The 14532-nt window shown below is 41.7% G+C and carries 9 protein-coding genes, 1 tRNA gene and 1 riboswitch; of the genes, 4 read left to right on the top strand and 6 right to left on the bottom strand.

Features of this window, described 5'->3' with window-relative positions; genetic code table 11:
- From BM090_RS12720 to BM090_RS12710, 3 genes are all read right to left on the bottom strand, one after another.
- The coding region (locus tag BM090_RS12720) for a CARDB domain-containing protein (RefSeq protein WP_143083969.1) at positions 1-4524 on the bottom strand (4524 nt) is incomplete at its 3' end.
- 168 nt (positions 4525-4692) lie between these two features.
- Entirely contained in the window at positions 4693-5142 is a 450-nt protein-coding gene (locus tag BM090_RS12715) for a MarR family winged helix-turn-helix transcriptional regulator (RefSeq protein WP_091513561.1), read from the bottom strand.
- An 87-nt stretch (positions 5143-5229) separates the two neighbouring features.
- The gene (locus tag BM090_RS12710; RefSeq protein WP_091513557.1) at positions 5230-6711 is read right to left on the bottom strand and encodes a tetratricopeptide repeat protein; all 1482 of its coding nucleotides are present in this window, start codon (positions 6709-6711) and stop codon (positions 5230-5232) included.
- A gap of 133 nt (positions 6712-6844) precedes the next feature.
- Positions 6845-6936, top strand: a riboswitch (TPP riboswitch).
- 59 nt (positions 6937-6995) lie between these two features.
- Between BM090_RS12710 and BM090_RS12705 the strand changes: the two genes are divergently transcribed.
- Positions 6996-9443, top strand: coding sequence for a TonB-dependent receptor (locus BM090_RS12705; RefSeq protein WP_091513554.1), 2448 nt, complete (start codon positions 6996-6998; stop codon positions 9441-9443).
- A gap of 148 nt (positions 9444-9591) precedes the next feature.
- Here BM090_RS12705 and BM090_RS12700 read toward each other — a convergent pair.
- Together BM090_RS12700 and lipA are read right to left on the bottom strand one after the other, a co-directional pair.
- Positions 9592-9664, bottom strand: a tRNA-Met gene (locus BM090_RS12700).
- A gap of 134 nt (positions 9665-9798) precedes the next feature.
- Positions 9799-10674: a lipoyl synthase gene (gene lipA / locus BM090_RS12695; protein WP_091513552.1), complete on the bottom strand. Its 876-nt coding sequence runs from the start codon at positions 10672-10674 to the stop codon at positions 9799-9801.
- 211 nt (positions 10675-10885) lie between these two features.
- Between lipA and BM090_RS12690 the strand changes: the two genes are divergently transcribed.
- The gene (locus BM090_RS12690) at positions 10886-11734 is read left to right on the top strand and encodes an Rpn family recombination-promoting nuclease/putative transposase (RefSeq protein WP_091513549.1); all 849 of its coding nucleotides are present in this window, start codon (positions 10886-10888) and stop codon (positions 11732-11734) included.
- Between the two features lie 15 nt (positions 11735-11749).
- Complete coding sequence (locus tag BM090_RS12685; RefSeq protein ID WP_091513545.1) at positions 11750-12052, top strand: hypothetical protein; 303 nt, start codon at positions 11750-11752, stop codon at positions 12050-12052.
- Positions 12053-12100: 48 nt separating this feature from the next.
- On the opposite strand, the gene BM090_RS12680 is transcribed toward BM090_RS12685, so the two are convergent.
- The gene (locus tag BM090_RS12680) at positions 12101-12976 is read right to left on the bottom strand and encodes a carbon-nitrogen hydrolase (protein WP_091513542.1); all 876 of its coding nucleotides are present in this window, start codon (positions 12974-12976) and stop codon (positions 12101-12103) included.
- Between the two features lie 156 nt (positions 12977-13132).
- On the opposite strand from BM090_RS12680, the gene BM090_RS12675 reads away from it, so the two are divergent.
- Positions 13133-14488: an MATE family efflux transporter gene (locus tag BM090_RS12675; protein WP_091513613.1), complete on the top strand. Its 1356-nt coding sequence runs from the start codon at positions 13133-13135 to the stop codon at positions 14486-14488.
- Positions 14489-14532 lie beyond the last annotated feature (44 nt).

The following is a 14532-nucleotide window of genomic DNA, read 5'->3' as shown; positions in this document are numbered from 1 at the left end:
TATCCATGCGGTAATGCTGTCTCCAGAAAGTGTTACACGACCTGTTGCATTTCCACTGATTCCACCCGTTTTCCATGGAGAATCACCCTGTACAGCTGTACCTCCAATGGCTTCAGACCAACCTTCGCCAATAACATTATCAACTGCATAGTTCGCGAAGGTTACTACATTCAATGGTGAACCGTAAATCACAAATGAATATGTCGCCGTATTGTTATTGCTGATAACATCTGTACTAAGAGCTGTCCAAGCTTGTATATTATAAGTTTGTGGAACGCTAACAGTCGCAGGAGTTGTGAAATCATAAGTTGCCGAATCGCCAGCAGCAAGTGTACCTGCAAATGTTTCTGTTACAGTAGCATTATTAACGCTATATTTCACAGGGAAGTTAGACTGTGCTTCTGTACCGAAGTTACGAATTTTTACGCTAACTGTTGTGCTATTACCTAAACCACAAGTTTGATTAGGGCTAATAATTTTTATAACACCCAAATCATTTGGTACTAATGCTCTAATTTGAATATCGTCGATTGAAATCCAGTAATCTTCAATATCATTTGATACACCTTCCGTTGCAAAAAGAGCAAGTCTTACTTCTTGACCAGCATAGTTAGCTAAAGGAACTGCAATCTCTGTAAGTGTTAGAGCAGTAGGAGCATTAGCCGCCGTGATGCTATAAATTGTTTGCCAAGTAGCACCGCAGTCTGTCGTGATTCTTACATTCAAAGAATCGTCTGACCCCATTGCGCTTGTTTGTCCAGTTGTATAGTAATCTCTTATACCTATTTTGAATGAGAAACCGTCTGTTGCTGCAGGTGTGTAAAGTGGGCTGTACATCCACTCTTTTTTAGAGACAGAATAAAGCTCCACTCTAGCTACATCATTATTATATAATGTTGAGTTTGATCCCCAAGCAGAAGTAGTACCTGTAGGTGCAGTTTGACCAGTACCTTCTGCCCATCCTGGGAATGCCGAGCTAAGGTTCGCTCCATCAAATCCTGTAAAGTTGACAGCAGCCAATGGTTGTGGTGCTAATTTTGTTACTGTACTAGAGGCTGTATCGTTACTGATATCTGCATCGTTAGCAAGCAATGTTTTAACTTGTACCTTATATGTGCCTGGAGCTGAAAGATTGACAGGCGTAGGGAATGTAAAGGTTGTATTGGTATTGGCGGCTAAGCTACCTGTATAAGTTGCTGTTACAGGAGTTCCACCATTAACTGTATATTGCAATGGTATATTAGACTGTTCTGCTGTACCGAAGTTACGAAGACGAACTGTTACAGGAGTGGTAGCAGAAAGACCGCAATTACCTACAGGAGAAAGAATCTGTGTAACACCAATGTTATTAGGAGCTGATGTTATTAGTTCAATATCATCAAGTAGAACCCAATAATCTCCAGCGTCATCAACACTACCTTCTGTTGCAAAGAAAGCAATGCGAGCTTCTTGTCCTGCATAAGCGGCTAAAGAAACAGTAAACATTGTTTTTTCAAGAGAAGTAGGTGCATTAGCCGCAGTGATGCTATATATAGTTTTCCAAGTCGCACCGCAGTCTGTCGTGATTCTTACATTCAAAGAATCGTCTGAGCCCATTGCACTAGTTTGTGAAGTTGTATAATAGTCTCTTAGTGCTACTGTGAAATTAAGATCATTAAGGCTTGTTGGATAGAAAATAGGGCCATACATCCATTCTTTTTTAGATGAACCATAAAGCTCTACTCTTGCTACAGGATCATTAAGTAAGGTATTGTTGCTTACCCAAGCAGAAGTAGTACCTATTGGTTTCGTTTGTCCTGTGCCTTCACGCCATCCAGGGAATACAGTGTTAAGGTTTGAGCCATCAAATCCTGTAAAGTTTACAGGTAATAATGCTTGTGGCGCAACTCTTGTTACAGTGCTTGATGCTGTATCATTGGTAACATCAGCATCATTGGCAAGCAATGTTTTGGCTTGTATATTATAAGTACTAGGAACAGACAAATCAGCTGTTGTCGGGAATGTAAATAATGTTGTAGCACCAGAAGCTAGATTGCCTGTATAGGTTGCTGTTACTGGTGTTCCGCCATTAATAGTATATTGTACAGGAATATTGGTTTGTGCCGAAGTGCCGAAGTTGCGAATATTTACAGTTATTGGAGTAGCTGCTGATAAACCACAATTGCCAGTAGGGCTAACAAGTTTTGTAAGACCTACGTTGTTAGGGAATAACGTTACAATTTGAATATCATCAAGAGAAATCCAATAATCTTCTGGGTCATTTACGACACCTTCGGTGGCAACGAATGCAACACGAATATCTTGCCCTGCATAAGTAGCTAAAGGAATAGTATATTCCGTAAGTGTAAGAGCTGTCGGTGCGTTAGCCGCAGTGATACTATAAATAGTTTTCCAAGTAGTGCCGCAGTCTGTCGTAATTTTTACATTCAAAGAGTCATCTGAACCCATTACACTTGTTTGTGAAGTTGTATAATAATCTCTGATGCCTAATTTGAATGACAAGCCGTCTGGCGTAGCAGGGTTATAAACAGGGCTATAAATCCATTCTTTTCTAGATGAGCCATAAAGCTCTACTCTTGCTACATCATTACCATATAATGCATTATTGTTTGTCCAGTAAGAAGTAGTCCCAGTTGGTTTTGCTTGTCCTGTAGCTTCACTCCATCCTGGAAATGCAGTATTAAGGTTGCTTCCATCAAATCCTGTAAAGTTTACAGCCGCTAATGGTTGCGCCGCTACTTTTGTTGAGGTAGCAGAAGCTGCATCATTCGTAACATCAATATCGCCTACAAGTAATGTTTTGGCTTCTACAACATAAGTGCTAGGAACTGAAAGGTTGGCAGGGGTTGGGAATGTAAACAATTCCGTTGCTCCAGCAACTAAACTTCCTGTATAGGTTGCTGTTACTGGTGTTCCGCCATTAATAGTATATTGTACAGGAATGTTTGATTGTGTTGCCGTTCCAAAGTTACGAATACGAACAGTTACGGGAGTGGCTGCATACAGACCACAATTTCCTTTTGGAGAAACAACTTCTGTAATACCTGTATTGATCGCTTCTAGTGTTACTAGTTGTATATCATCAAGAGCAACCCAATAATCTTCTGGGTCATTTACTACACCTTCAGTGGCAAAGAAACCAATACGAACTTCTTGCCCTGCATAAGTTGCTAATGGAATTGTAAGTTCTGTTTTTTCAAGAGCCGTAGGTGCGTTAGCCGCAGTGATGCTATAAATAGTTTTCCAAGTTGCACCGCAGTCTGTCGTGATTCTTACATTCAAAGAGTCATCAGAACCCATAGCACTTGTTTGTGAAGTTGTATAATAATCTCTGATGCCTGTTTTAAAGCTTAAACCATTGCTTGCAGAAGGAACGAACATTGGACTATAAATCCATTCTCTCTTAGAAGCAGCATAAAGCTCTACTCTCGCAATTGCATCATTGAATAAACCTGTATTATTACCCCAAGAAGAAGTAGTTCCTATTGGTTTTGCTTGTCCAGCACCTTCAGCCCAACCAGTAAAAGTAGTGCTTAGGTTAGATCCATCATAATTGTCGAATGTTACAGGAGTGATGGTTGCAGGAGCAATTTTTGTAATAGTATAGTTTTGCAAAATATCATCTACTGTTGATTCGTCGCCAGGCATTGCCGTCCAAAACTTGAAAGTATAAGTACCAGGTGCACTAAGATTTGCTGGCGTTGCAAATGTATAGTTGGCAGATGTTCCAGAAGCAATAGAGCCAGAGAATGAACCAGCTACTGCTGTACCATTATTTATACTATAGAATACAGGAATGGTTACGTTATTTTGATCTGCAGTACCATTGTTACGAATACGAACTGATACAGGAGTACTTGCTGTTAAATTACAAGAACCTGCAGGTGAAATAACGCCGCTTATACCTACCGTATTAGTGGCATTTGGAGCTAGATCTAAACGAATGTTAGGACGATTAGAAGAAGTCGTTCCATTGTCTGTTGGTTCAGAATTATCTTTATACCAATACTGGAACTGTGTTGCACTTGTTGCCGAGTGCCTAAACAGTTTTGAAGTAGAAGTAGCCTCGTTGCCTGCTCCTCCTGCATTATTTTTAACCAAAACCTCCAAATTGCTCCCTGGATTATAGGCAAAGGGGGTCGTAAGGTTAATAGTAACCCAAGAATCTGCAATAAAACTTGAGGCTGGTATTGTACCACTCCAAACCAATGTAGCACCAGATTCTGCATTTGCCACAGTGGAAGATGTAATACTAGTGTTGGACGATAATTTCAAATAAACTTCAACAGGAGATGCTGCAGGAGAACCTACAGAATTCAGATAGAAACTAATTGCGATAATATTGCCAGAAGAATTGATCTCTGAGCCAGTATAAAGCATGTGCGAACGCTCATAGCCGAACCAACCAGTTAAGGGTTTTCTGTCACTCGTACCATTCGTATTAGCTGAAGGTACGGTTACCTGCTGAGCAATGCTGACTTGTGCAAGCAGCAATACCCAAAGGAAGGTAAGTAATTTTTTCATTTGCTTTGTGTTAAGTTAAAAAAAAAGTTATTAAAGCTGAAAGTTAATTATTTGTTAAATGAATAACAAGGGAGCCGCAGTATTCGATTTTTTATTTTGTGTAATGAATAAAAAAATACTACTACCTTCTTGCGAAAATAGTAGTATTTTATTTGGTTCATAAGCTACTTAACTTCTGATTTTATCAAGCAATTTATTAAGCGTTTCCAGTTCCTCCACCGTGAGTTTTTCACTCATAACATTGTGGTCTGGCCAACGTATTTCTATCTCTTTGAGCATGTCCAAACCCTCTTGCGTGATGGCAATGTTACAGCCACGGCGGTCTATTTCGTCGGTTTCTCTACTGACCAAACCCTTCGCTTTTAGCTTATCTACAATCCGCGAGGTGTTCGAGTTGCGGTCTATCATGCGTTCGGTGATGCCTTTCAGCGAAATGGCATTCGGATGTTGCCCGTTCAGAATGCGCAATACATTGTACTGTTCGGGTGTCAGGTCGTTGGGGCGCAACTGGCAATTCACTTGCCCACGTACCCAACTGGCCGTAAACATAATATTAATGCTGGCTTTTTGGCCTTCGCTGCTAAATGTCTTTTGTTTGATTTCGTCTTCGATGCGCATTGCTTTATTTCAGATATGTGATTGACAGAGACGCAAATATACAAACAATAGTTGTATATACAATTATTGTTTTTGTAAAATATACAACTACCTACAATTTAACGCAGAAATCGCCGCTTTTGCCTTATTGTCTAAACTATTTTTATACTCGTGCTTCCGAAACGCAAGTGTACGTTCAAAAGACTGGCACGCCGCCGCCGCGTTGCCTTGCGCCTGATACAAATAACCCAACTGCAAAGCCGAATTTGCTGCAAAATAGTAAGGCAAATCTTTCCCCTGCTCCACGGTTTGTTTATAGAAATAAATGGCTTGCGCCGTGTCGCGTGTCTGGTGATACAGTCGCGCCGACCTGTAAAAATATTCTACCAAATCCTTTTTATTTTTGGATAAAATATTTGTATTCAGTTGTTTAAGTGCTTCTTGAGCCTGTTCGTGATAGCCGCCATCAGTGGCCAATCGCACGTGCATAAGCACAGGATTTGGCCACGCGCCTTGCTCATAAACTTGCGCCGCGTAGCGGTCTGCTTCTACCGTGCTGCGGCCTTCAGTGCGTATTTTATCAAAATAAAGTTGCGCTTCTTTTCTTTTGTTTTGTAGCCAATACGCCAAAAATATTTTGTAATGCGCATCTTTTTTATAATTAATTCCTTTATGTTTTTTTATAAAAAAATCATAGTAAGTAATTGCTTTTTCATATTGACTTTTTTGTAAAAAAATTTCACCAATCATATAACTTATCGTCATCAAATGGCCATAATCTGCGCCTTTCGGATAATTCAAAAATACAGGCAAAGCCGCTTCACTTTGTGCATTTTTACAAAGCACTGTCCCGTACAAAAAACAAACTAACAAATTGCTGGAATTGGCTTTGTATTTGGCAGCTAAAGTGGCGATGGCTTCTTGCGGCTGATGCAAAATATACACCTGAACCAAAGCCGTAAGCAATTGTGCTTCTTCCCCAAAATTATCCGCCAAACGGCTGGCCGCTTTCATGTTGGTCATGCCCGTTTTGATGTCTCCGTAAAGCCCAGCCGTATGTACAATCCATGTATATTGCTCAGGAACAGAGCCAATTAAGATTTGCAACATTCCTAAAGATTTGCGCTGCGGCAAAAAATCAGGGAAACTACGTGTATTTTCGGAAAGAAGTTTGTAGGCTTGGCGCATACTCCACGCCGCACTGATTTCGTCCCCGAATTTGGTTTTGACAAAAGCCCATTGCAACTTTATTTCTGCTCGCACGAATGCGTAATAAGGTGAATTTTTATCGCTATCTTCTGCTGTTTTTTTCAAAAAATAATCTTCATTTTTAGCTAATTTTTCATACAAATTTTTGTCATCTTCCAACAGAATTTTGGTAACCATCAAATAACTTTCCAGATAATAACATAGGCTATTTTCAGGCTGTTTTATTTTTTCTTCTTGAATAATTTTTTGTGCCGAAAAAATCCGTAATTCTAATAACTGGCTATGCGCCATATCTAAGGCGGGAGTCATGGTAAAATAGCCATAACTTTTAGCAGAAAGCAGCAAAATTATTAACCCAAGCAGCAATATTTTTTTTCCCATAAAGTGAAGGTACAAAAAATCTTTGGAAATCAGATTCTGGAAATTTTGTTGTGTTTTGTTATTTCAAATATAATTTATAAAAGCTATGGTGCGGAGTGTTTGTTTTTCCAAAATAAGCGACATAGTTTTGCAGGATCTTGAAAAGGGGTGCCTGCGCAGGCTGAGATTATACCCATTGAACCTGATACGGATAATGCCGACGAAGGGAAAAAGGTAAACAAGATAAACGGGACAGCTATCCCCTTGGCCGTCCGTGTCTTTAACCGTAATTTTTCAAAATTCCAATGAAAAAAACATTACTTACGCTGACCTTTGTGTCGGTGTTGTCGCTTTGCGTGATGGCGCAGCAAAGCATTTCGGGGCGCGTGTTAGACGCAAGCACCCAACAACCCGTAGCAGGTGCAAACGTTTCGTTGTTGCACAGCCCACAAGCTACCGTTTCCGATGCCGATGGCAAGTTTATTTTATCTGGTCTCAAAGCCAAAGATTATGTGTTGCAAATCTCTTTCGTGGGCTACGAAACTTCACGTAAAACATTTACTATCAGCGACAAAGACCTTGATTTGTCGGTAAGTTTGCAAGCTGGCCAACAGCTCAATGAAGCCGTTATTGTGTCGGCTACCAGAGCCAACAGCAAATCCGCTGTGGCTTACACCAATCTTTCCGAAAAAGACATTAAAGCCCAAAATTTAGGACAAGATTTGCCTTATTTGGCCAACTTTACGCCGTCGGTTGTCGTTACTTCCGATGCTGGCGCGGGTGTGGGCTATACAGGTATTCGGATTCGCGGCAACGATATTGCTCGTACGAATATCACGCTAAACGGCATTCCTGTAAACGAAGCAGAATCGCACGTAGCGTATTTCGTGGATTTGCCCGACTTGGCCTCTTCTGTGGACAACATACAAATTCAGAGAGGTTTAGGAACTTCCACCAACGGCGCAGGCGCGTTTGGTTCGTCCATGAATATCCAGACAACGACTTTGCAGCGCGACGCTTACGCTGAAGCAAACAATACTTACGGCTCTTTCAATACTTGGAAACATACGGCACGTTTCGGTACAGGTTTGCTCAACAATCGTTGGGCTTTCGATGCGCGTTTGTCCAAAGTTACGTCGGACGGCTACATGGACAGAGCAAATTCTGACCTCAAATCTTTTTATACGTCTGGAGCTTATTACGGTAACAAAAGCCTGCTCAAATTCGTGGTAATGTCGGGCAAAGAAACCACGTATCAGGCTTGGAACGGCGTACCCGAATCGCGCGTAAAAGGCGACAAAGCCGCCATGCAAGCCTACATCGACCGCAACGGACTTTCGGCGGAAGATGCTGATAATCTGCTCAATTCGGGTAGAACCTACAACAGTTTTACCTACAAAAACCAAACGGATAATTACCAGCAAGATTATTACCAGTTGCATTATTCCAAAGAATTAAGCCCAGTTTGGAATTTGAATTTGTCGGCGCACTATACCAAAGGCGGCGGTTATTACGAGGAATTAAAACCCAACCAAAGTTTCAGCAAATACGGTTTGGATAATGTAACTATCGGCGACAGCACCATTACCAGTACAGATTTGATTCGCCGTCGTTGGTTGCAAACCGACTATTACGGACTTACTTACTCGTCGGCGTACCAGCACGGAGCTTGGAATTTTGTGTTGGGTGGCGGTGCGTATGGCTACAAAGGCCACCATTTCGGCGAGGTGGTTTGGGCAAAATATGCTTCTAACAGTTCAATGGAACATCGTTATTACGAAAATCGCGCACGCAAACACGACATCAACACGTATTTTAAAACGTATTTTGCGGCCAACAGCAACGTGGATTTGTTCTTGGATTTGCAGCATCGCAACGTTTATTATTCGTTTTTGGGTTATAACCGCGATTTGGAAAGTGTGCAACAATCTGTTTCGTACAATTTCTTTAACCCAAAAGTTGGATTTACTTACCGCCTTAACCCGAACAATTCAGTTTATGCGTTTGGGGGAATTGGCAACAAAGAACCTAACCGCGACGATTTGATTAACTCAACGCCTACGAGCCGCCCGAAAGCCGAAAACTTGCAAAATATAGAAGCGGGTTATCGTTTTGCAGATAAAAAGCTCTCATTTTCAGCGAATTATTTTTTGATGAATTATAAAAACCAATTGGTTCTGACAGGCAAAATCAATGACGTCGGCGAATACACGCGCACAAACATTGCCAAAAGTTACCGCACAGGCATCGAAGCAGAAGCCGCTTGGAACATTACCGACCAACTGCGTTGGAGTGTAAATGTAACGTTGAGCCAAAACCGCGTGATTGATTTTAATGAATATGTGGACAATTACGACTCTGGCGAGCAACAACAAACCGTTCATTCAAAAGCGGACATTGCATTTTCGCCGCGTTTGTTGGGCGGAAGCGTATTATCTTATTCGCCACTTAAAAACCTGACACTGAACTGGCAAAGTAAATATGTTGGCAAGCAATATTTGGATAACACCCAAAACGAAGCCCGCAAAATGGACGCGTATTGGGTGAATGACTTACGCATTAATTATATTGTGAAAACTTCTTTGCTGAACGAAATTGCCGTTACGGGCTTGGTTTCCAATATTTTTGATGTAAAATATGTGTCCAATGGCTACACGTACAGTTACATTTATGATGATGTACGCACGGACGAGAATTTTTATTTCCCGCAAGCAGGCATCAATTTCATGTTGGGTGTAAATGTGAAGTTCTAAGAAAATACGATTTTGAGTAACTTGATTTTTGAGCCGCCACTTAGCCCGCTGGGTTAGGTGGCGGTATTTTTTTTGAGGAAAAATACACGATTCGTATAACAATAAAAAAGCCTCTAACTTTTGATAGTTAAAGGCTTTTCTTTTTTAGTAGCGGGAGCAGGACTCGAACCTACGACCTTTGGGTTATGAGCCCAACGAGCTACCAACTGCTCCATCCCGCGATTTTGTGATGCAAAGGTAAGAACTCTTTATTACAAAGCAAATTTTATTTTGAAAAAAAATAGCGTAAATCTGTTAAGCACTGATTATCAGTACAACAAATTTACGCTAAATGAAATTTTATTATAAAATGACTTTATACGTGCTTCTCGGCGTGGTACGAAGAGCGCACCAACGGACCAGACTCCACATAAGGCAAGCCTTTGGCCAAGCCAACTTCTTTGTAGTGTGCAAACAAATCTGGGTGAATAAACTCTGCAACTTCCAAGTGCATTTTGGTTGGTTGGAGGTATTGGCCGAGCGTGAGTACGTCCAAACCATGCGCTACCAAATCGTCCATTGCTTTATATACGTCTTCTTTGGTTTCGCCAAGTCCGAGCATGATACCCGTTTTAGTACGTTTGCCGTAATCTTTCGTACGTTGGATTTGCTCCAAACTACGTTCGTAACGTGCCTGCGGTCTCACTTTTCTGTAAAGTGGCGCGACCGTCTCCATATTATGCGAAACAACCTCTTGCCCTGCGCTAATCATACGCTCCAGCGCATCCCAATTTCCTTTTACGTCAGGGATAAGCGTTTCGATAGTGGTATTCGGCGAAAGTTCTTTCACGGCTTTCACGGTCTGATACCAAATTTCCGCACCTCTGTCTTTTAGTTCATCGCGATTCACGGACGTAATAACAGCATGTTTCACGCCCATCAATTTTACGGCTTCGGCCACGCGGCGCGGTTCGTCGGTGTCGTATTCGTTTGGGCGACCCGTAGCCACCGCACAAAACGAGCAACTACGCGTACACACATTACCCAAAATCATAAACGTAGCCGTACCCGCTCCCCAGCACTCGCCCATGTTCGGACAATTGCCGCTTTCGCAGATAGTATGCAATTTGTATTCATCTACCAACTTACGAACATTGGCATAAGCCTGCCCAACAGGTAATTTTACACGCAACCAATCTGGTTTGCGCGGTTTTTTGTTGGCATCTGCGGATATAATTGGTAATTCTATCATCTTAATTTGAGTTATTAGGGGGAAATGCAAATATATGGCGGCGTTGCGCACATAGTATATATATGTACTACAAAACTAACGAAATTATAAGTTCCCTCCTGCTCTCATTGGCAAAACTTTCTTACAAGTCAATCTCAAAAACTCTTTGTAATGTGATGTTTATGGCCAATAAAGAAGTTTGTATATTTACACATCAATTTCCGAAAAAGACATGAAGGCAAAATATATTAATCCGTACACTGATTTTGGATTTAAAAAGATTTTTGGGGAGGAAGCCAGTAAACCATTACTGATTGACTTTCTCAATGCCCTTTTGCCCGAACAACACAAAATTACAGACCTCACTTTCAAAAATACCGAACAACTCGGCCTTACCGATTTGGACAGAAAAGCCATTTACGATATTTATTGCGAAAACGACAAAGGCGAAAAATTTATCGTAGAGCTACAAAAGGCCAAACAAAATTATTTTAAAGAAAGAACGGTTTATTATTCTACCTTTCCCATTCGTGAGCAGGCCGAAAAAGGGAATTGGAATTATAACTTAAAGGCAGTCTATTGTATTGGTATTCTTGATTTTACATTTGATGACCATGACAGCAGCCCCAACCAAAACGACGTAGTACACAGCATCAAACTCAAAAATCAGCACAATAAAGTTTTTTATGAAAAGCTACATTTCATTTACTTAGAAATGCCAAATTTTGCCAAGCAAGAATATGAATTACAAACGCGTTTGGACAAATGGTTGTATTTCATCAAACATTTAGAAGATTTCCAACAGATTCCCACGATTTTCAATGACGAAATTTTCAAAGAAGCCTTCAACAAAGCAGAATTAGCCAATTTGGGACAAACCGAGTTGGACAAATACGAAAGCAGTTTGAAAGTTTACAGAGACTTAAAAGGCGTGATTGATACCGCTTTCGACGAAGGAAAGTTAGAAGGAAAGTTAGAAATTGCAAGAAAACTACTGAAAAGTCCATTGTCCGACGAAGAAATCGCCAGCTACACGGGTTTGACAGTTGAACAAATACGATTATTAAAAGCTGATAAATGATTTATCAAAAAAGATATGAAGGCTAAATATATTAATCCGTACACTGAAATTTTCAAAACTGAGACTGAATTAGCCAATTTGGGGCAAACCGAGTTGGACAAATACGAAAGCAGTTTGAAAGTTTACAGAGATTTAAAAGGCGTGATTGATACCGCTTTCGACGAAGGGAAATTAGAGGGAAAGCTGGAAGGAATACAAGAAAGTAAGTTAGCTATTGCCCAAAACCTACTGAAAAGTCCATTGTCCGACGAAGAAATCGCCAGCTACACGGGTTTGACAACACAGCAAATCCAGCAATTGAGAGCACAAATAAATTAACCAAAAACGCCGCATAACCAATTGAGCTATGCGGCGTTTTTATGTGTTTTAGTCGTTGTCTATAAAACGTTTGGTAATGGGTTGGTACGAATCTATACGACGGTCGCGCAAAAATGGCCAGTGTGTGCGGTAATAATCACTCAACGCCAAATTAATTTCATGAACCGTTACATCTTCCTCTAAATGAGGTGCTTGGTACATAATTTTGCCCATTGGGTTTGAGATAAACGAACCACCCCAAAACTGCATTTCGGCTTCTTCACCTGTACGGTTTACGGCAATCACGTGTAAGCCATTGGCTACGGCGTGGCCACGTTGTACGGTTTGCCAACCATTATACTGTTCTTTGTTGGTTTCTTCGTCTTGGCTTTTTGCCCAACCGATAGCAGTCGGGTAGAACAACAATTCCGCGCCCATCAGCGAAGTAATACGCGCTGCTTCTGGATACCATTGGTCCCAGCAAATCAACACGCCAATTTTAGCGAACTTGGTTTCAAATACTTTGTAGCCCAAATCGCCAGGGGTGAAATAAAATTTTTCGTAATAACCTGGGTCGTCGGGAATGTGCATTTTGCGGTATTTGCCCAAATACGTGCCGTCGGCATCCAAAACGGCAGTAGTGTTATGATACAAACCTTCTGCGCGTTTCTCGAAAAGCGAAGCAACAATCACTACGCCCAACTCTTTCGCCAACGCACTAAGCGTTTGGGTAGAAGGGCCGGGTATTGCTTCCGCCAACTTAAAATTCTCGTAGTCTTCTACGTCGCAGAAATACAAAGACAAAAACAATTCTTGTAAAAAAACAATTTGCGCCCCTTTAGCGGCGGCCTCGCGAATACGAACAATGGTTTTGTCCATATTCTCTTTCGGGTTGGCTGTGCAGCTTGTTTGCACCAACCCTACTCTTACGGGTTTGTTTTGCATGGCTTTGATTAATTGAAAAAATAAAAAGCGGCAGAAAATCCTCAACCGCTCAAAACGCCACAAAAGTATTAAATAATCAGACGTTTACCTACAAAATATCAGAATCCGTTTTGTTTCGATAACTTGCAGCCCAAAATCAGAACGTACCCAGATTTTATGAAAAAGTATATGGCGCATTATCGCCAAACATTCAAATTGGCCATGCCCGTTGTGTTGGGGCAAGCTGGCCACATTACCGTAAGCGTAGCCGATAGCATGATGGTTGGCCGCACGGGCGCAATTCCGTTGGCGGCTGTTTCGCTGGCTACGGGTTTGTTTAGTATCATGCTCGTGATTGGCTTAGGATTTGCCTACGGGCTTACGCCATTGGTAGCCGCTGCCGACGGTCGCCACGACCAACGCGAAAGCAGTGTTTTGTTGAAAAATAGCTTGTTAATCAATGTGTTATTAGCAACAGTTTTAGTCATTGTATTTTGGCAAATGTTGCCGCTCATGCACCTGCTCAAGCAAAAACCCGAAGTAATCGAGCAAGCCATTCCGTTTATGCAACTGTTGGTATTGTCGTTGCTGCCGCTTATGTTTTTTTCGGCGTTCAAGCAATTTGCCGAAGGGCTTTCCGACACGGTTACGGCCATGTACATCACTTTGGCCGCCAACGCTATCAATATTTTACTTAATTATACGTGGGTTTATGGACATTGGGGTTTTGAACCAATGGGAATAAAAGGCTCTGGACTGGCCACTTTTACGGCGCGTTGCCTGATGGCTGTCGCGATGTTTGGTTATGTTTGGTTTGCTAAAAAATTCCGTCCGTACCGCTTCGGCTGGAACATGGAATTTATTTCTTGGGCAAAAATCAAACACCTATTATATATAGGCGTGCCTGTGAGTATGCAAATGACTTTTGAAGTAGCCGCTTTCAGTACAGCAGCCGTGTTGGTGGGGCAACTTGGCTCTAATGAGTTGGCCGCACACCAAATCGCGCTGAACATGGCCGCCGTAACCTACATGATGGCCAGCGGTTTAGGCGCAGCCGCTACGGTTCGGGTCGGCAATGGCGTAGGCAGTGGCGATTTGCACAGTAGCCGAATGGCGGGCTTTAGTGCGCTACATATCGTCGTTGCTTTTATGGGACTGATGGGGATTGTATTTACTATCGGAAGATTCTGGCTACCAACATTTTATATAGACAATACAGAAGTAATTAAAGTAGCTTCTTCGCTGCTGATTATTGCGGCTATTTTCCAGATTTCGGATGGCGTACAGGTGGTTTGTTTGGGTGCGTTGCGCGGACTTTCGGACGTAAAAATCCCAACCGCCATTACACTCGTGGCCTATTGGGTATTGGGTTTGCCGATTGGTTATGCCTTAGCCGTATATGCCAACATGGGCGTACAAGGAATTTGGTACGGCTTACTGCTTGGCCTTGCTATTGCAGCCACCTTACTTACACTCCGCTTCAATCACATTAGCCGACAGAAAATACAAGAACAGACAGTCATTACGGCATAAGAAAAGCCGCTTCCCGAAAGAAGCGGCTTTTGTATTTTTTAAAG

Source organism: Flexibacter flexilis DSM 6793 (assembly GCF_900112255.1).
In the GTDB taxonomy this organism is placed as follows: Bacteria; Bacteroidota; Bacteroidia; order Cytophagales; family Flexibacteraceae; genus Flexibacter; species Flexibacter flexilis.
The sequence above is the reverse complement of the archived record's forward strand: the minus strand, read 5'-3'. Positions and strand labels throughout refer to the sequence as shown.